Origin of the sequence: Spirochaeta thermophila DSM 6192, assembly GCF_000147075.1 — a bacterium.
GTDB classification, from domain to species: Bacteria; Spirochaetota; Spirochaetia; order Winmispirales; family Winmispiraceae; genus Winmispira; species Winmispira thermophila_A.
In genome coordinates this window covers 2,276,566-2,295,791 of record NC_014484.1, presented here as the reverse complement: position 1 = coordinate 2,295,791, position 19,226 = coordinate 2,276,566, and the positions used below count along the sequence as shown (strand labels likewise).

The following is a 19,226-nucleotide window of genomic DNA, read 5'->3' as shown; positions in this document are numbered from 1 at the left end:
CCAGTATAGCAGGAGGGAAGGGGTTCTTACAGAGGTTCCTTCTTGAGCCGCCGGCTCAGGGTGGACTGGGAGATGCCCAGTATCTGGGCTGCAGCCGACTGGTTGCCGTCGGTGCGTTTGAGGGCTTCCCGGATGAGGAGCTTCTCCATCTCTTCGATGGTGGGGAACCTGCCGAAGCACGAGACGATGGTTTCGTAGGTGATCTCATGCACCGGGGCGGTGGGTGTGTAGGGTTCCTTCTGCCGGTTCCGTATGTACCTGAGGATGGGTTGCATGGCCAAGAGGGGCTCGGTGGATCGGGAGACCGCGTCGAAGACGAGGGACTGAAGCTCTCGTACATTGCCGGGGAATGGGTAGGATGAGAGGGTGTCGTAGAGTTGTGGTGGGACGGCGGGGGGCGTGCGTCCGAGTTCCCGGGCAGCCTGGGTGATGAAGGCTTCTACCAAGAGGGGGATGTCACCCCGGCGTTCCCTCAAGGGGGGGAGGTGGATGTGGTGGGTCATGAGGCGGTAGTAGAGGTCCTTCCGGAACGTGCCCTCTTCCTGCTTGGCCTCCAGGTCGGCACAGGTGGCGGCGATGACGCGGGCGTTGGTCTTTCGTGGGATGTCGTCTCCGAGGGGGTAGTACTCGCCCTCCTGCAGGAGTCGAAGGAGCTTGATCTGGGAGGGGATGCTCAGCTCTCCTATCTCGTCGAGGAAGAGGGTTCCGTTCTTGGCCCGTTCTATGAGGCCCGGGCGGTCGCTCTCGGCGCCGGTGTAGGCGCCTTTCCTGTGGCCGAAGAGGGTGTCGGAGAACAGGGTGTCGTCCAGCCCCGCCACGTTCACCGTGACGAGGGGGCCTTCTCGTGTGCTCGCGGCGTGGATGGCACGGGCGAGGAGTTCCTTGCCCGTGCCGCTCTCACCGGTGATAAGGACGGGTCTGGGGCTGGGGGCGATGGCCTTGGCATAGGAGAAGATGGAGAGCATCACGGGATCGCGGGTGATGATGTTCGTGAACTCGGGGGGGATCTCGGGGCGTTGCTGGACGCGGGTGGAGAGGGTGGCGACCTCGTGGTGGAGTTCGCGCATCTCGAGGGCGTTCTTGAGCGAGGTGAAGAACCTCGAGGAGGAGATGGGCTTGGTGATGTAGTCGAGGGCGCCCAGCTTCATGGCCTTCACCACCTTGTCGGGGGAGTCCTCTCCTGTGACGATGATGACCGGGATGTGGGGGTAGTGTTCCTTGATGAAGGCGAGGATCTGGAATCCGTCCTTGTGGGGCATGACCAGGTCGAGGAGCACGACCTGTATGGCCTTGGCGGCGAGGATCTCTTCCACCTCGAGGGGATTGCTGCAGAGGATGTAGTCGGTGTAGCCTTCGTGCTCGAGCATGAGCTGGTAGCGGGTGAGGATGGTCTCATCGTCGTCCACGAGGAGGATGTATTCTTTGTTTTCGGTCGTGGTCGTTCCCATTGGTCCGCCCCTCTCTGCCATGCACGATGTATGGATGTTATGCAAAATGCATAGTTCATCATAATAATAAGGATGCAAAAAAGCAAGCTGTGGCTCCAGGGGCGGTGCGGGCGATTCGTTCTCGGGAGGCTTCCAAGGAGGACGAAGGGCTTGCCATAGCGTGGAGATTGTGCTATCATCTCGACTCAAGAGGGGCGATTAGCTCAGTTGGTTAGAGCGCTGGTCTCACATACCAGAGGTCACTGGTTCGAATCCAGTATCGCCCAGGCTGCCCGGCAGGGCAGCTTTTTTTGTGCGTGGCGGGCGGCGTGGACAGGAAGGCCGGGTTTCGGGTAAGGTTGAGCCACGCACTCGCCGTGGGTGGCGAGGCCTCATCACGTACCAAAGGAGTGTCTATGGACCTGGTCGAGAGGATGCTCGGAGGCCGGCGTGTCCGCGTGGTGGATATGAGGGGCTTGCCGGTCGAGGGGGGGCTCGAACGGATGCCCTACAGCATGCGTGTGCTCCTGGAGAATGTGGCGAGGGGTGTGGCCCTGGGACGGGTGGAGGAGGAGATGGCGGCTCGGGTAGGAGCGTGGCAGGGGTACGTGGGCACGGAGGTGGCGTACTTCCCTGCCCGGGTGCTCATGCAGGACTTCACCGGTGTGCCGGCGGTGGTGGATCTGGCGGTGATGCGGGATGCGGTGGCCGAGAAGGGGGGCGATCCGTCGCGGGTGACGCCGCAGATACCGGTGGACCTGGTGGTGGATCACTCGGTCCAGCTCGATTTCTGGGCACGAAGGGATGCCCTCGAGCGGAATGTGGAGAAGGAGTACGAGCGGAACGGGGAGCGGTACCGGCTCCTCAAGTGGGCGGGCAGGAGTATGGCGAACTTCAGGGTGGTGCCGCCCAATTCCGGGATCTGCCACCAGATCAACGTGGAGTACCTCGCGCAGGTGGTGCGGGAGGAGGTGCGGGATGGGATGGTGCTCTGGTATCCCGATTCGCTCGTGGGGACCGACTCCCACACCACCATGGTGAACGGGCTCGGGGTGATGGGGTGGGGTGTGGGGGGGATAGAGGCCGAGGCGGTGATGCTGGGCGAGGCCTACGTGATGCCGCTCCCGGAGGTGGTCGGGGTGCGGCTGGTGGGGAGGATGCCTGAGGGGGTGACGGCCACGGACGTGGTGCTCACCCTCACGCACCTCCTGCGGAAGAAGGGGGTGGTGGGGAAGTTCGTGGAGTACTTCGGTCCTGCGCTTTCCCAGCTGTCGGTCCCGGACAGGGTGACGATCGCCAACATGGCACCGGAGTACGGGGCCACGATGGGGTTCTTCCCGGTCGACGAGCGGACGGTGGCCTTTCTCCGGATGACGGGGCGTGAGGAGGCGGCGGCGAGGGCGGAGGCCTACCTGAAGGAGGTGGGGCTCTGGTACGATCCCTCGGTGGAGCCTGTGTACTCCGATGTCCTGGAGCTCGATCTCTCCACGGTGGAGCCCACGCTCGCAGGGCCGTACCGGCCGCAGGACCGGCTCAGGAGGGAGGAGGTGCCGGTACGGGTAGGGGAAGAGTGCAGGCGTCTCGGGGCAGAGGGAGAGGGGCGAGAGGTGGAGCTCGGGGGGGAGCGGGTCCTGGTGCCGCATGGCGCGGTGGCGATCGCCTCGATCACCTCGTGCACCAATACGTCCAACCCGGCGGTGATGTTGGGGGCGGGGTTGGTGGCGAGGCGTGCGGTGGAACGGGGGATGCGGGTGCCGCGATGGGTGAAGACGAGCCTCGCGCCGGGATCCCGGGTGGTGGTGGACTACCTGGCGCGTGCGGGGGTGTTGGGGGCGTTGGAGGAGCTGGGGTTCTCGGTGGCGGCCTTCGGGTGTGCCACCTGCATCGGAAACAGCGGGCCGCTTCCTGCCGCCCTGGAGCGCGCGGCCGACGAGGGCCTGCTCCTCGCCTCGGTTGCCTCGGGGAACCGCAACTTCGAGGCGCGGATCCACCAGAAGGTGCGGTTCAACATACTCGCCTCGCCGATCTACGTGGTGCTCTACGCCCTCGCAGGGTCGGTCATGAAGGACCTCTCCAGGGAGCCGGTGGGGAAGGACAGGGAGGGACGGGACGTCTTCCTGCACGAACTCCTCCCCTCCCCTGAGGAGATCGCACGTCTGGTGGAAGAGGTGGTCATAGGTGAGGACTTCGAGAGGCGCTACGCAGGGATCTTCGAGGGCGATGAACGGTGGCGGGGACTCGAGGGAGGGGAGGGGATCCTGTTCTCATGGGACGAGGCCTCGACCTACATCAGAAAGCCGCCTTTCTTTGAACTGGAGGGGCTTCCCGAGAGGATCGAGCGGGCCCGTGTCCTCGGGTTCTTCGGTGATTCCGTGACCACCGATCACATCTCCCCCGCAGGGGCGATCCCTCCCGACTACCCTGCAGGCCGGTACCTCCAGGAACTCGGGGTGCGGCCCGAGGAGTTCAATTCCTACGGATCCCGCAGGGGGAACCACGAGGTGATGATGCGCGGCACCTTTGCCAACATCCGCTTGAAGAACAGGCTCACCCCCGATGTACCGGGCGGCTACACCCTCCTCTTCCCCGAGCGGACGCAGTCCTTCATCTACGATGCCGCGATGGAGTACCGACGAAGGGGGGTGCCGCTCGTCGTGCTCGGAGGACGGGAGTATGGTACCGGTTCCTCCCGCGACTGGGCAGCGAAGGGCACGCGCCTGCTCGGCGTGAGGGCTGTCCTCGCCCGGTCGTTCGAGCGCATACACAGGAGCAACCTCGTGGGGATGGGGGTGCTCCCGCTCTGCTTCCCCGAGGGGAAGTCGGCCGAGGAGCTCGGGCTCACCGGCGAGGAGGAGCTCACCATAGAGATAGGCGCGCTCACTCCCCGGAAGCGGTGCCTGGTGAGGGCAGAGAGAGACGGACGCGAGGTGGCGAGGTTCGAGGCCGAGGCCCAGGTCTTCTCCCAGGTGGAGGTCGCCTACCTCGCCGCAGGTGGCCTCCTGCCGTACGTACTGGGGAAGCTGGGGGGATAACTGTATCGCATAGGTGGCGAAGACAAAGAGAGGCCCGGCGCCAGGTGCCGGGCCTCTTATGTGCAAGAAGAGAACCTACTTACGGAAGCGGGATGATGGCCTGGATGAAGAGTGATCCGAAGTCGAAGAGGTTGCTGCTGACCAGCACGTCCAGCCGGATGTTGTCAGGCAGGTAGAAGTTGAGGATGAAGCTGTTTTGGATACCAAACGACCAGTCCGCCGTGGTTCGGGAGGTGCCGTAGGCGCCTTCTACCTTCGTGGTGATGGTTTCGCTCGTGGTCATACCTGTCCCATCCTTGACAACCACTTTCCTTTCATAAGTATATCGTTTGTCCGACTCGAAGGAGATGGTGGGGGTCATGAACATCCCACTTGCCAGGGTGACGCCGAAAATCCACTCCTTCTGCTTCCACTTGAAGGCCGTAACGAGGCTCACAGGGAAGGAGATCTCCACCGGATCCCCGTCGTTGTTGTTGTAGTAAGTGGTAGTCGTGGTAGTCACGCTGTCTACAGCATCGTTGAAGTCCCCGTCGTTGTTTCCGTCATTCTTTACCGTCTGTTCGGAGGATTTCGAGTAGTAATCACTTGAAGGCCAGTACCGTAGCCCCAGTCCGATTCCTGGATTGAGGGCCAGCTCCGCCCAGTCTCCGAATGGGAAGTAGAGTGGGTGGTTCGCTCCTATATCGAGGCCGTATTTGAATATCCCCGCCCGCTCCGTAGTGAGGTCGGTCTGGGTGTAGCTGTTGATGGTGGCGAGACTCCCGATATTGGGATCCACATCCTTGTCCACATCCTGTTCTGTATACTTCCCGGGCAGGGGAAGCCGCGTATCGAGGGAGAGGGTCACATCCAGCCTGTTCTTTGGATCGCTTCCGAGGAGGGGCTGGAGGGAGAGGGTGGAGTCGATGCCGAGTTCAAGCGCGTTGAGTACGTCCTCAGTGAAGTCGTCGTGGAATACGAAGGAGCCTCCGGGATCGGTGTACTTGGGAGTGGTCATTTCTGTTTTGTAACTCGTGGAGTAGTTGTAATTTTCCCAGCTGAGCCGCACCGAGGCACCGATGCCCTTTATGGGACCTCCCAAGGGCATAAAGAAGGGGACCATGACCGAGAGATTCGTGTAAGTGCTGGGAGCCGTGTATGTCGTTGTCTCCTTGTAGTCCTCCTCCATCTTGGGTGCTTCTGCTGCACCAGCGATGTCATTATAGTAGGTGGTGGTCTGCGTATAGTTTTGGTCGGCGTAATTGTCTGCTGTTCCAAAGGAGCGACCGCTTTCGAACGCAAAATTCAAGGCCGCCGCTAGTACCATTGGTCCCATCTTCTTGAGCCCGCCCAACGTGAGAGAGATGTCTTCCTTTTGAAGCGCAGAGTAGGTCGTTTCGGTTTGGTCGGTGACGTAGGTATAGTTGGTGGTTTTAGTCCCAGACGTGACGGGTTTGGTGGCAGTATTTGCCGTGGTGCCGTTCTCCCTGGTAGAGATCTCGGGGTCCGAGAAGAACTCGAGCCCCGCAGAGAGGCCGAGAGGGTGGAGGTATCCGCCTACGATGAAGGCTGCACTGGCAGAATCCAGTGTTTGCAACCAATAGGGATTTGCAAGTCCTGCGAAGATGTACGATCGATTGAGGTCTTGTATCCCGGGGTCGTTCCGCAGATCATTCGCGTCGAAGGCAGCGTCGATCTCGTTGGTAAAGAGGCCAAAGCTAAAAGAGGACTCGAAGGAGGAGAAGAAGGGCAGCCTCTCCTGGGCGAAGAGAGAACCACTTACTAGAATAAGGGCTAACAGTACGAAGCATACGTTTCGTTTCATGTACAACCTCCTTTTAATAATGAAATGAAAGTGGAGAATACTTAACATATATATTTTATCGATTCTTGAAGAAGAAGTCAAGCAGAGCCTTTTGCGGGCACTGTCAAGGAGGAGTGTTGAAATTGAGCTGGAGCTGATAAGGGGTGCGTCTCCCACACTGCGTGTGTATCTGCATGCCCACCACGTAGAGGCCTACCGCCTCATCCGCATGGGCACGGCTCATATACCCAGGATACCGTCGAAGAAATGTCCTCATGTGCCGAAAGAGGTTCTCCACAAGGGCGTTCGTCCTCACCTTCTCCTTCCACTCATAGGGCAGCTCCAGATAGGAGAACAGTCGGTCCTTCCGCCACAGGAGTGCGGCACTCATCCGCGGCGCACGGGCTCCCCACTCCTTCCAGAACCCCTCAAGGGCCTTCTCCGCCTCCTCCTTCTCTCGTGCCGCCAAAAGCTTCCGGTAGGCATCCCGAAATGCCCGCCGCATCTCCTGTACGTGCCTCTTCTCCTTACCTCTCAGTTCATTGAGGAGCGTCCGCTCAAGGGTCCGCTCAAGGTGCCAGAGGCATACCTGCTTCTTCGCCTCAGGATACACCGTCTCCACGGCCTGCCAGATCCCCTCAGCCTCATCGGCCACCACCAGCTCCACCTCATGAAGCCCCCGCTCATAGAGCCTGGTAAGCAGTCGCTCGTAGCTCGCTCGCTCCTCCCGCTCCGCAACGACCCAGTCGAGGAGCTCATGAGACCCGTCCTCCTTCACCCCCACGGCACTCAAGACCACCAGCCCCCTCCTCCCTTTTCCCCTCAGCTTTCCCCACACCCCATCCAGCACGAGCGCCTTCACCCCACTAAGCGGCCGCCTCCGCCACCGCTCCTTCTCCTCACGAAGACGCTTTATGATCCGTAAGATCGTCTGAGGGTGGGCCTCGCCTATCCCTCACTCCCGTAACAGGATGGCATATCTCCGCGCGCTCATCCCTCCCACATACCCAAGGAGGAGCTGCTCGGTGAGGGCCACGAGCCTCTGCTCATAGGCGACCAACTTCACCTCCTTCCCCCCGCCGGTGCGGATCCGGGGCACGCGTACCTCCTCGATCGGCCCCCATGGGGTCTGCACACTCTTCCACTTCCTGTAGCCGTACCGGTAGTACGGTGGCTTCTCAGCCTCCCCTCGTGCATATCGCGGTCGCCCTACTGCCTCCTCTCTCAGTGCCTCAAGGAGGTGCTCCAGGTACGTCTTGTAGGTGTGGCGTACCTCCTCCCGGAGTTGGGCCTCCACTTGCTTCATGAGGCCAGAGAGGGTATACTGTGTCTCAGTCAGTGCGCGTGTCTTGCCGCGCTTCATGGGGTATCTCCTCCTTGAAATAAAGGATTAGGGTGGTGGGAGATACCCCTTATCTTTTTTTCCCGCGTTTTTCAACACTCGATGTTACAGGCCCCTTTTGCGAGCCTTTTGGGCTGTACTGCTTTTTTTAGTAAGCCAACGGGAATCCTGGGCGACAAGGCTCTGTAATGCCTGCTTAGGGTGTCACCGTTACCGTATTCTTATCCGGAATAGTGCTCAGAACGGTACAATATGCACGATGGTTCACTCGCGTTCTCTCCAGCACGGCGGTTCTGTATTCAAACCGGACACACCTGCCCTCAGGATTCCTCAAGGGAAAGTGGATGCTGGGGATCGGTTTCGGTAAGACCGCTCGTTAGGCCGCAGGCCTGACCAGGGAGCGCATCTGGTTCGGCTGGTTCTCTCGCACTCGTCCCAGGGCAAGGGCACTCATGACAGAGAACACCAGCGTAAGGTGAACCGAGAGTTTCTCCTGCCCCCGGATCGTGTGGAGTTCCAGGCTAAAGCTTCGATCCAGCCGGCTGTGGATCCGCTCCAAGGCCGTTCGCTTGGCATACTCCCGCTTCCACCGATACGAAGATCGGGCGATAGGCGTGAAGACTCTGCGGTCCGTGGAGAGGGGGATCCGGATACAGGAGGCCAGGGGACAGGAGGCTTTGCCTGCACACTCATACCCATAGTGCACCGCAGGACAGCCGTACTTCAACGTTCCCCGCTTTTCTTCAAACCCCCGGTAGGCCATCTCCCGCTGCGTCCCCGTGGCCATACAGACACAACTCACCGTCCCCTGGTAGTCATACACCACGTTCGGTGTCCCTGCCACCAGCTTCGTCTCCTCTCCATCTTTCCATGCATTACGAATATCGATGACCGGTTTGATCCGGTGCTCGTGCCACAACAGATCTATCAACGTGCCATCATCATAGCCCCGGTCGGCCGTGAACACTTCTGCCGCCTTGAGTATATGCGGCCGATGGCGATCCAGGGACCGAATCAGCTTTCGCATCACCGGCACCTCGTGCTTTGAGGCCCGACTCACCGTAAAGGCCACCGGCAGTTCATACTCTGTATCCGCAAGGAGGTGCACCGTAAACCCAAACCATTTCTTTACCGACTTCTGCACCTCCCCCCGTTCATTCTGATACACATACTCATGACACCCCCCAGTCCGCATCGTGCTCCCCTCGCCGGTCTCCGGCACCCTTCCCCCTTCGACGGGCAACACTTGCTATCCCCTTCCCATCGGCTCCCAGCCGCCGCCCGAATCCAGGCAGCTCCCGGTAGCACTGATCCACCAGGGCTGTACACACCTTCACCAGTGCCGTTCGGATCGTCCGCTTCCTCAAGGTGGAAAGAAACCGGCTGTACGCGCTGGCACTGGGTACCGCATCGCTTCCCCGGGTAGGATCAAATCCACACAGGTCCCTCAACTGCCCGTTCCGCAAGAGCTCCCGGCGTAGCTGCTCGATGCTCGGGTGCTGAAACACGATCCCCGCAACGAGCGAGTTCCACATCGCCCGTACCGGATACTCATTCCGGCCTCTCCCTCGCCTCTGTTCAAGCTGCTGCATCAGTTCCTCATCCGGCAGGTTCTCCAACACCAGCCGAAGCCGATGTAAATCCCCCAATTCTTCTACATCGTGCCAGCAAAAAAGTGATTTCTGTGCTATACGTGCCATGGGCCCCTCCGTCGGTCTTTTGCTACCATGATTCTATCATGGAAAAACCGGGGGGCCCTCTTTTTTGGGGTCACTTTTTCAACTCCGACCTCTTTTTCCCCTTCTATCGCACCTGTAGACCGTGTTTTTGGGGTAACATAAATCCCCACCCGCTTGTAATTCCTTTACCTATCGTTGCGTGAAAACAGCGCAAAAGGCTCTAATTGTTTCTGAAATATATAGTTAGAGATTTTAGACGTTCTAGAGTTTTTGGAAGTTACACCATCCCCTTGGGGTCCACGAGCCGGTCGAACTCCTCCTCGGTGAGGTACCCCAGCTCGCGGGCGGCTTGCCTGAGGGTCTTTCCCTCTTCGTAGGCCTTTTTCGCCACCTGCGCGGCCCGCTCGTACCCTATGTGCGGGGTGAGGACGGTGACCAGCATGAGGGTCTTCTCGAGATACTCCTGGATGCGCCGGGTATCCGGCCGCACGCCTTCAAGACACCGGATCCTGAAGCTCTCCATCGCCTCGGAGAGGAGGCGGATCGAGAGGAGGATGTCGTGGATGATGAGGGGCTTGTAGGTGTTGAGTTCGAGGTGGCCTTGGGAGCAGGCAAAGGTGACGGCCTGGGAGAGGCCCATCACCTGGAAGCACACCATGGTGAGGGCTTCTGCCTGGGTGGGATTGACCTTGCCGGGCATGATGGAACTACCCGGTTCGTTGGCGGGCAGGATGAGCTCGCCGATCCCACAACGGGGGCCGGACCCCATGAGCCTGATGTCCGAGGCGAGCTTGTAGAGGGCAGCGGAGAGACGGGAGAGTGAGCCTGCGAGCGAGGCGAAGATGTCGTGGGCCGCGATGAGGGCGTACCGGTTACGCGCAGGTCTCACCAGGAGGTGGGTCTGCTCCCGCAGGTAGGCACAGGCCTTCTCTGCAAACCCCTCCGGCGCATTGAGGCCTGTTCCCACCGCCGTGCCTCCCAGGGGGAGCTCGCACAGTTCCTCGGCCGCGGCAGAGAGGGCCTCGCGCGCGCTCCTCACCTGATGGAGATACCCCGAAAACTCCTGCCCCAGGGTGAGCGGCACCGCGTCCTGCAGATGGGTTCTCCCAACCTTCACCACCTCCTTGAAGGCCTCTACCTTCTGGGAAAGGGTGGTGAGAAGGGCGTCGAGTGCAGGGTAGAGCTGCTCGTTGAGGGCCATGAGGGTGGAGAGGTGCATGGCCGCGGGGAAAGTGTCGTTGGAGGACTGGGACCTGTTCACGTGATCGTTGGGGTGTACGGGGGTCTTGGAACCCCGGGGGGCGCCGAGGATCTCGTTCGCCCTGTTGGCGATGACCTCGTTGAGGTTCATATTGGTCTGGGTGCCGCTCCCTGTCTGCCACACCTTGAGGGGGAACTGGTCTTCCCACTTCCCCTGGATGATCTCGTCGCAGGCCTTGGAGATGGCCCCGGCGAGGGGAGGCTCCAGCACGCCCAGGGCCTGGTTGGCCCGAGCAGCCGCCTTCTTTATGTGCGCATAGGCCCTGATGAAGAGGGGAGGGAAGGACTCCTCCCCTATGGGGAAGTTCTCGAGCGAACGCTGGGTCTGGGCCCCCCAGTAGGCCGAGGCGGGGACCCTCACCTCTCCCATGGTATCGGTCTCGATACGGTAGTCCATGGTCGGAGTGTAGCAGAAACCGTGGAAAAAGAGGAGGGTATGAAAAAAACCCGCCCTACGGCGGGGTTACGCCCAAGAGGATTCGAACCTCTGACCCGCTGCTTAGAAGGCAGCTGCTCTATCCAGCTGAGCTATGGGCGCACGGTCTCGGGATGAGAGGATTCGAACCTCCGATCTCCTGCTCCCAAAGCAGGCGCCTTAGCCACTAGGCTACATCCCGGTGCACAAAAGTATACAAAAACCTTCTTTCTCAGGTCAAGACAATGACTCATAGGCGATCAACCCGAAAGTTTAGCCCCTCACCCTCGAAGTTTATTCTCTTTATCCCGTCCGGATGGTAACATGATACAACAAACCATCGTGGGGAGGTGTTCTATGAGACAGCTCTACTATGGAGGATGCCTAAGTGTCCTCATTCTGAGCCTTCTTGGGTGTTCCCTTGGCCTCGTAGATGTGGCAGGGGAACGCGCAGGTCTCTCTCGAGCAGTGACTACGGTCACCGCCACGAGTAGCAACCGGTATCCCTCGGCCACTATCGATTCCGACGGGGATGGTCAGACGAACTGGGTGATTGAGCCTAACCTCTGGAATGTGGTGGGAGGTTCCGGAAGCGTCACCATGACGTTCGACGATGCGGATGGGTTCGATCTCGACGTGCAGATCGATCTCTCCAACATCCAACAGGAGGATCCGTCCGGTTGGGTCCACGCCTATCCCGAGATATGGTACGGGATCAAGATCTGGAATACCGTGGGTCCTGCACAGGACGGGCCGGTACCTCTGCCCAGGCGGCTCTCCGAGCTCAACGACTTCTACACCACGGTCGACTTTTCGATTCAGCGCCTCGATCCCCAGCTCCCCTTCAATTTCCCGTTCGAGACCTGGCTCACCAGGGATACCAGCCGGGGAAGGGACGTGCGTTCGGACGAGGTCGAGATCATGATCTGGTTCAACTACTACGGCCTCCAAGGAGCAGGTTCCCAGGTTGATACGCTCACAGTACCTATTGAGGTGAACGGTCAGATGCGGGACATGACGTTCGAGGTGTGGCGGTCGGATGCAGTAGGGAACGGAGGATGGGAGTACTTCGCCTTCAGGCCCACCACTCCCATAAGTGAGGGAACGGTGCGCTTCAACTGGGCTCCCTTCATCCAGAAGGCACGATCCCTCTCCAACAGGGCCGACTGGGAGAATCTCTACTTCACCAGTGTGGAGCTGGGGACTGAGTTCGGGACGCCCGACTATCTCAACGCGCAGCTCGCATGGCATGTGTACGACCTCCAGCTCGAGTACACCACCACTCCCATCCTCGGAGGTGGTGGAGGGACGACCCCCACTCCTACGCCGACTCCGACCCCCACCGCCACGCCCACACCGACTCCAACACCTACATCCACGCCGACTGCCACTCCCACGCCTACTCCCACCCCTTCCGGGCAGTACACCGAGATCGCGCTTCCCTTCAGCTACGATGGGGCGGGTGAGTACTACTGGAAGACCGATCAGTTCTCCACGGATCCGAACGACTGGAGCAGGTACGTGAATTCCTGGAACCTGGACCTGCTGGAGATCAACGGGACGGACTATACCAACGTGTGGGTGGCGCAGCACCAGATCACGCCTGCCTCTGACGGGTACTGGTACATCCACTACAAGGGCTCCTATCCGTGGAGCCACGTGGAGATAAAGTAACGCAGACAAGGGGGAAGGGGGTCTTCCCTTCCCCTGATTCTTTCTTAAGGAGGGTTGTATGAAACGGTGTGTCACCGTCATTGGTATGCTGGGGGCCTTCCTCCTCCTCTTTGCCTCCTGTGGGGTGTTCTTTGAGGGGGAGATGGGCTCTTCCGGTGTTCGTTCGCGTGCTGCAGCTTCGTTCAACTATGTGGATGCCTTTGCAAAGTCCATCCTCTTCTACGAGGCGAACTGGTGTGGTCCTGATGCAGGGGAGAATCGCCTCGCGTGGCGTGGCCCCTGTCACTGGGAGGATGGGGCCGATGTGGGGCTCGACCTCACGGGGGGGTTCCACGACGCCGGGGACCACGTAAAGTTCGGACTCCCTCAGGCCTATGCCGCCTCTACCCTTGGCTGGGCCTACTACGAGTTCAAGGATGTCTTCGTTGAGACAGGCCAGGATCAGTACATCCTCAAGATCCTCAAGCACTTCACCGACTATTTCCTCAAGTGTTACCCCAATCCCACGACGTTTTACTATCAGGTGGGTGACGGTACAGTCGATCACAGCTACTGGGGGCCTCCGGAGCTTCAGGACACCGATCGGCCTGCGCTCTATGTGGCTACGCCTGAGACCCCTGCCTCGGATATCGCAGGTGGGACTGCGGCGGCCCTGGCCCTCATGTACCTCAACTACCAGGATGTTGATCCCTCCTATGCCCAGCAGTGCCTCGATGCTGCGCAAAGCCTCTACGAGTTCGGAAAGACCTATCGCGGGTTGAGCGAGAGCGGCGGGTTCTACGGATCTTCCGGCTATCTGGATGAGCTCACCTGGGGGGCGATCTGGCTCTACATCGCCACTGGGGATGAGTCCTACATGCAGGATGTGGAGGGGTTTCTGGAGGAGAAGGGCATAAACGAACAGAATGGATACAACAACAGCTGGACCCACTGCTGGGATGATGTATGGGGTGGGGTATTCGTCAAGCTTTCGGAGATCAGTGACAGACCGCTCTATAGACAGATTGCTGAGTGGAACCTCAACTACTGGATGAACGATATACCGCGCACCCCAGGGGGACTCTGCTACCTCAACTCCTGGGGAGTGCTCCGATATGCCGCGGCCGAGGCGATGCTCGCCCTCGTCTACTATGACAAGGTCTCTCATGACGAGGCCTACCTCGATTTTGCCAAGTCACAGATCGACTACATCCTGGGCGATAACCCCGCAGGGCTCTCCTATGAGGTGGGGTTTGGAGAGAACTACCCCAAGTTCCCGCACCACAGGGCAGCGAGTGGCCGGCTGGAGGCTCCTCCTGCGAACGAGTCCAAGAAGGATCCCGAGAAGCACCTCCTCTATGGGGCCCTTGTGGGTGGACCTGACATGAACGACGAGTATGTCGACGACATAGAGCAGTACGACCACTCCGAGGTGGCAATTGACTACAATGCGGGATTCGTGGGTGCCCTTGCCGGTATAGTCAAGTACTACGGCGCAGGACAGACCCCGGAACCCACGCCCGGCATCGAGCCTGAGGATCATGTCCCCTACTTTGTGAGCGCCTATGTCTACGAGAGCACGAATCAGGCCACGGTCATCAAGGCCTACATCCACAATGACTCGCTCCTTCCTCCTCACTGGGAGACAGGACTCTCCTTCAGGTACTTCTTCGACCTCTCCGAGCTCTACGATGCCGGGTATACCGTGGAGGATGTGACCGCCTCGGTCTACTATGGACCGGCAAATGGGACCCTCTCTGAAATTCAGCCGTGGGACGAGGCCAACCACATCTACTATGTGGAGGCGAGCTGGCCCGGTTCAAAGCTCTATGGAAAGGTGGAGTTCCAGTTCGCCCTCGCCTGCTACAATGCCTCGGTGTGGGATCCTACGAACGACTATTCGTTCCAGGGGCTCCCCTCAGCAGAGCCGGATGTGATGACAGAGTACATCCCCGTCTACAGAAATGGAGAGCTGATCTTTGGTGTGGAACCACCAAAAGGTGGGGCGAGCACGCCGACACCTACTCCCACGGCGACCACGACTCCTACTCCGACTCCCACACCCACTCCAACACCCACGCCCACTCCCACGCCTACTCCCACCCCTTCCGGGGAGTACACCGCGATCGCCCTTCCCTTCACCTACGATGGGGCGGGTGAGTACTACTGGAAGACCGATCAGTTCTCCACGGATCCGAACGACTGGAGCAGGTACGTGAATTCCTGGAACCTGGACCTGCTGGAGATCAACGGGACGGACTATACCAACGTGTGGGTGGCGCAGCACCAGATCCCTGCTGCCTCGGACGGCTACTGGTACATCCACTACAAGAGTAGCGTCTCGTGGGGCCACGTGGAGATACAGTGAGGGCTAAGGAGGGAGGCGGTGCCTCCCTCCTTATATCACCCATTTGGTTTATTTACGACACCAAGCAGCATGCTATAATAAAAGACGCCCTAGGGCAAAGTAGAGATTTTGGAGGTTTTATATGAAGCAGAGATTTTTTAGATTTTTGGGTCTCCTCCTTACGGGGGGAGTACTCCTGCTCGCCTCGTGTGCCTTTTTCTCTCCTGAAGGAGAGGTGAAAGGTGCAAAGGCTGTCTCCCGAGGGGTAGCCCAAGCGGGAGGCCACTTCAACTATGGAGAGGCGCTCCAGAAGGCCATCTACTTCTATGAGGCCCAGCAGGCCGGTCCCCTTCCCGAGTGGAACCGCGTAGAGTGGCGCGGCGATGCCACCATGCAGGATGCGGTACTCGGTGGCTGGTACGATGCCGGTGACCACGTGAAGTTCAACCTTCCCATGGCCTACACCGCGAGCATGCTCCAGTGGGCCATCTATGAGTACGCCGATGCCCTTGCCGATGCGGGCCAGCTGGAGATCCTCAAGCGGAACGTGAAGTTCACCCTCGACTACCTGGCCAACTGCTGGGATGGGAACACCTACATCTACCAGATCGGAGACGGCGGGAACGATCACAGCTGGTGGGGTCCGGTCGAGGTGATCCACCTCGAACAGCAGGCGGGGAACCGTCCGGCCTACTCTGCGAGCCACGGCCTCTCTGCGGTGATGGCGCAGACTGCGGCTGCCCTGGCCCTCGGTTACTACATCTTCGGCGATACTGTGTATCTCCAGAAGGCGGAGCAGCTCTTTGCGCGCGCGGACGAGGACAGGAACGACGACAACTATACCGCAGCTTCGGGTTACTACAATTCCTGGAGCGGTCCCATCGACGAGCTCATGTGGGCTGCGATCTGGCTCTACATCGCCACGGGTGATAGTACATACCTCACCAAGGCTGAGAGCTACGTACCCCTCCTCAACCGACAAGGTCAGACCGAGGATATCGAGTATCAGTGGGGTCACTGCTGGGACGATGTCCACTACGGCGGACTCCTCCTCCTCGCAAAGCTCACAGGAAAACAGGAGTACATCGATTTCATCCACATGCACCTCGACTGGTGGGTGGACGGTGCCAAGGGGTACACTCCCGGTGGTCTTGCCTGGCTCGATCAGTGGGGGAGTTTGCGATACGCCACTACGGCGGCCTTCCTCGCCTTTGTGTATTCCGACTGGTCGGGCGCAGATCCTCAGAAGGCACAGGTGTATCGTGAGTTTGCCGAGAAACAGATCAACTACGCCCTCGGTATGAACGAACGGAACGGGAGCTATGTGGTAGGATTCGGCGAGAATGCGCCTCAGCATCCTCACCACAGAACCTCCCACGGTTCGTGGGCCGACAGCCAGAGTGTTCCTCCCTATCATAGGCACATCCTCTACGGGGCGCTCGTGGGTGGGCCGGATCAGAGCGGGAACTACACCGACGACATAAGCAATTACCAGACGAACGAGGTGGCGTGCGACTACAACGCGGGGTTCGTCGGAGCCCTCGCAAAGATGTACCAGCTCTACGGTGGGCAGCCGCTCGCAGACTTCCCGCCGCCTGAGCCGCGTACCCACTACGAAGATGATGAGTTCTTCACCGAGGCCTGCCTCAATGCTTCAGGGAGCAACTACACCGAGGTGAAGGTCCTGGTGAACAACAGGTCGGCATGGCCTGCAAGGGTGATCGAAGACCTGCGCTTCAGGTACTACATCGATCTCTCCGAGGTCTTTGCAGCAGGGTACACCGTGGACGATATCACCATCAGCACCAACTATGTGGAATTTCCCGCTACCATCACAGGGCCGGTGCACTACAGCGGAGATATCTACTATGTCGAGGTGAAGTTCAACGACGGGACGCAGATCTATCCCGGTGGGCAGAGCGAGTATGCGGGTGAAGTCCAGTTGAGGATCTCCGCTCCCAGCGGGACCAGCTTCTGGGATCCGACGAATGATCCTTCCTACCAGGGACTTCCTCAGAGTTCAAGCGAGATCACCAAGACGCCCAATATCCCGGTCTACGACGGCACCACCCTCATCTTCGGCGTGGAGCCTGATGGGTCCCAGCCTACTCCCACACCCACGCCCACCAGCACGCCGACACCGACGCCCACTCCCACACCGACTCCGACGCCTACTCCGACTCCCACACCCACATCAACTCCTACTCCGACTCCCACACCCACACCAACTCCTACGCCGACACCTACTCCCACGCCCACTCCGACGACTACTCCGACTCCCACGCCGAGTCCCACACCTTCCGGTGAGTACACCGCGATCGCCCTTCCCTTCACCTACGATGGGGCGGGTGAGTACTACTGGAAGACCGACCAGTTCTCCACGGATCCGAACGACTGGAGCAGGTACGTCAACTCGTGGAACCTGGATCTGCTGGAGATTAACGGGACGGACTATACCAACGTGTGGGTGGCACAACACCAGATCACGCCTGCCTCGGACGGGTACTGGTACATCCACTACAAGGGCTCCTATCCGTGGAGCCACGTGGAGATAAAGTAGAGGTTTGACCCCGAGGGGGTGGTGGTCCCCACCGCCCCCTCTTATATGTCCATGTATGGAGGGTTGCGATGAAATACCTACGGACGATCCTTCTTAGCCTTTTGGTGTTCCTCATCACGCTGGGGTGTTCGCTTCCGTTCCTCGATGTGTCGGGGAAGGGAGGGACGGCCGCACGGGCTACGGAGCTCCGGGTAGGGAGACTCACCGGCGTGAACTGGTTCGGGTTCGAGACCGGCAACCATGTGGTGCACGGGCTCTGGGCCAGGGATTACAAGTCCATGCTCAAGCAGATAGCGGATCTCGGGTTCAACTGTATCAGAATCCCGTGGGCCAACGAGATGATAGACAAGGCACCGAACAGCATTCAGATTAATCCCTCGGGTGTGGATCCCTACACCGGGGAGCAGGGACTCAACCTGGATCTCGAAGGGCTTTCCTCCCTTGAGGTCCTTGACAAGATCATAGAGGAGGCCAACCGTCTCGGCCTCTACGTGATCCTCGACAACCACTCCCGTGCCGCTGATGGCTATATGAACGAAACCCTCTGGTATACCGACGAGTATCCTGAGGAGAGGTGGATCTCGGACTGGGTGATGATGGTGCGTCGGTATAAGAACTACCCCAATGTGATAGGGGCCGATCTCAACAACGAGCCGCACGGGAACACTGGGACCGGGATGAAGCCGCCGGCTACGTGGGGATACACCCTCCCCGAGTACGGCGATACCGACTGGAAGGCAGCTGCCGAGCGGTGTGCTGCGGCCATCCTCGCGGAGAACCCGAATCTCTACATCATCGTGGAAGGGGTAGAGGAGTATCAGGGCGATACCTACTGGTGGGGCGGCAATCTCAAAGGCGTGAGGGACTATCCCATCACCTCCATCCCTGCGGAGAACCTCATCTACTCCCCTCATGAGTATGGACCCGAGGTCTACAACCAGTCCTGGTTCAGCGATCCTACCTTTCCTGACAACATGCCTGCGATCTGGGATGAGCACTTCTGGTTCATCTACAAGGAGAACATCGCCCCTGTGCTCATAGGGGAGTTCGGCATCAAAGAGGCGTCTGCGGCTGATCCCTCCTCGGTGGCCTACCAGTGGTTCACGACCTTCATGGCCTATGTGGGGGACAAGGCATCGTGGACGTTTTGGTCCTGGAATCCCAACTCTGGGGATACAGGGGGGATCCTCAAGGACGACTGGGTGACGGTGAACGAGGCGAAGTACAACCTCATCAGGCCCTATCTGGCCAATCCGCCGCAGCCTACGGCCACACCCACGCCCACCGGCACGCCGACACCTACTCCCACGCCCACACCCACTCCTACGCCGACGCCTACTCCAACTCCCACACCAACTCCCACAGCGACGCCCACTCCCACACCGACCCCCACTCCCACGCCGACTCCGACCCCCACCGCCACTCCCACACCTTCCGGGGAGTACACCGAGATCGCGCTTCCCTTCAGCTACGATGGGGCTGGTGAGTACTACTGGAAGACCGACCAGTTCTCCACGGATCCGAACGACTGGAGCAGGTACGTCAACTCGTGGAACCTGGATCTGCTGGAGATTAACGGGACGGACTATACCAACGTGTGGGTGGCACAACACCAGATCCCTGCTGCCTCGGACGGCTACTGGTACATCCACTACAAGAGCGGCGTCTCGTGGGGACATGTGGAGATAAAGTGAGGCGGGGACTCTTAGAGAAAAGAGGCGGAGGGGG

At 59.7% G+C, this 19,226-nt stretch carries 9 protein-coding genes, 3 tRNA genes and 3 pseudogenes; 7 read left to right on the top strand and 8 right to left on the bottom strand.

Translation table 11 applies throughout. From position 1 onward, the window contains the following. Nucleotides 1–26: 26 nt before the first annotated feature. Nucleotides 27–1,448: a sigma-54-dependent transcriptional regulator gene (locus tag STHERM_RS10375; RefSeq protein WP_013314845.1), complete on the bottom strand. Its 1,422-nt coding sequence runs from the start codon at nucleotides 1,446–1,448 to the stop codon at nucleotides 27–29. A 192-nt stretch (nucleotides 1,449–1,640) separates the two neighbouring features. Here STHERM_RS10375 and STHERM_RS10370 point away from each other — a divergent pair. Further along, a tRNA-Val gene (locus tag STHERM_RS10370) sits at nucleotides 1,641–1,714 on the top strand. Between the two features lie 129 nt (nucleotides 1,715–1,843). After that, nucleotides 1,844–4,459, top strand: coding sequence for an aconitate hydratase AcnA (gene acnA, locus STHERM_RS10365; RefSeq protein ID WP_013314844.1), 2,616 nt, complete (start codon nucleotides 1,844–1,846; stop codon nucleotides 4,457–4,459). Between the two features lie 79 nt (nucleotides 4,460–4,538). Here the strand turns inward: acnA and STHERM_RS10360 are convergent, their stop codons facing one another. The 7 genes and pseudogenes from STHERM_RS10360 to STHERM_RS10335 form a co-directional block, all read right to left on the bottom strand. Continuing rightward, a complete protein-coding gene (locus STHERM_RS10360; RefSeq protein ID WP_013314843.1) occupies nucleotides 4,539–6,263 on the bottom strand; it encodes a hypothetical protein in 1,725 nt (574 codons plus the stop codon). 103 nt (nucleotides 6,264–6,366) lie between these two features. Further along, a pseudogene (locus tag STHERM_RS10355) lies at nucleotides 6,367–7,605 on the bottom strand (IS256 family transposase). Between the two features lie 355 nt (nucleotides 7,606–7,960). Beyond that, the gene (locus STHERM_RS12415) at nucleotides 7,961–8,779 is read right to left on the bottom strand and encodes a transposase (RefSeq protein WP_013314841.1); all 819 of its coding nucleotides are present in this window, start codon (nucleotides 8,777–8,779) and stop codon (nucleotides 7,961–7,963) included. After that, nucleotides 8,757–9,176 (bottom strand): transposase, encoded by a 420-nt coding sequence (locus STHERM_RS12410; protein ID WP_237223276.1) that lies wholly within the window; start codon nucleotides 9,174–9,176, stop codon nucleotides 8,757–8,759. Before STHERM_RS12410 ends, STHERM_RS12415 begins: the two co-directional genes overlap by 23 nt. A 364-nt stretch (nucleotides 9,177–9,540) precedes the next feature. After that, the gene (fumC, locus tag STHERM_RS10345; RefSeq protein WP_013314839.1) at nucleotides 9,541–10,920 is read right to left on the bottom strand and encodes a class II fumarate hydratase; all 1,380 of its coding nucleotides are present in this window, start codon (nucleotides 10,918–10,920) and stop codon (nucleotides 9,541–9,543) included. A 67-nt stretch (nucleotides 10,921–10,987) separates the two neighbouring features. Next, nucleotides 10,988–11,061 (bottom strand) — tRNA-Arg (locus tag STHERM_RS10340). A gap of 6 nt (nucleotides 11,062–11,067) precedes the next feature. After that, nucleotides 11,068–11,140, bottom strand: a tRNA-Pro gene (locus STHERM_RS10335). A gap of 155 nt (nucleotides 11,141–11,295) precedes the next feature. Between STHERM_RS10335 and STHERM_RS10330 the strand changes: the two genes are divergently transcribed. From STHERM_RS10330 to STHERM_RS10315, 5 genes and pseudogenes are all read left to right on the top strand, one after another. Further along, the gene (locus STHERM_RS10330; protein ID WP_013314838.1) at nucleotides 11,296–12,612 is read left to right on the top strand and encodes a GH12 family glycosyl hydrolase domain-containing protein; all 1,317 of its coding nucleotides are present in this window, start codon (nucleotides 11,296–11,298) and stop codon (nucleotides 12,610–12,612) included. A 58-nt stretch (nucleotides 12,613–12,670) separates the two neighbouring features. Continuing rightward, nucleotides 12,671–14,959: a glycoside hydrolase family 9 protein gene (locus STHERM_RS10325; protein ID WP_013314837.1), complete on the top strand. Its 2,289-nt coding sequence runs from the start codon at nucleotides 12,671–12,673 to the stop codon at nucleotides 14,957–14,959. Nucleotides 14,960–15,080: 121 nt separating this feature from the next. Beyond that, nucleotides 15,081–16,805, top strand: a pseudogene (locus tag STHERM_RS10320) (glycoside hydrolase family 9 protein); the annotation flags it as partial. Between the two features lie 327 nt (nucleotides 16,806–17,132). Further along, nucleotides 17,133–17,498, top strand: a pseudogene (locus STHERM_RS12760) (endoglucanase); the annotation flags it as partial. A 68-nt stretch (nucleotides 17,499–17,566) separates the two neighbouring features. Beyond that, a complete protein-coding gene (locus STHERM_RS10315; RefSeq protein ID WP_013314835.1) occupies nucleotides 17,567–19,192 on the top strand; it encodes a cellulase family glycosylhydrolase in 1,626 nt (541 codons plus the stop codon). The last annotated feature ends 34 nt before the right edge of the window (nucleotides 19,193–19,226 follow it).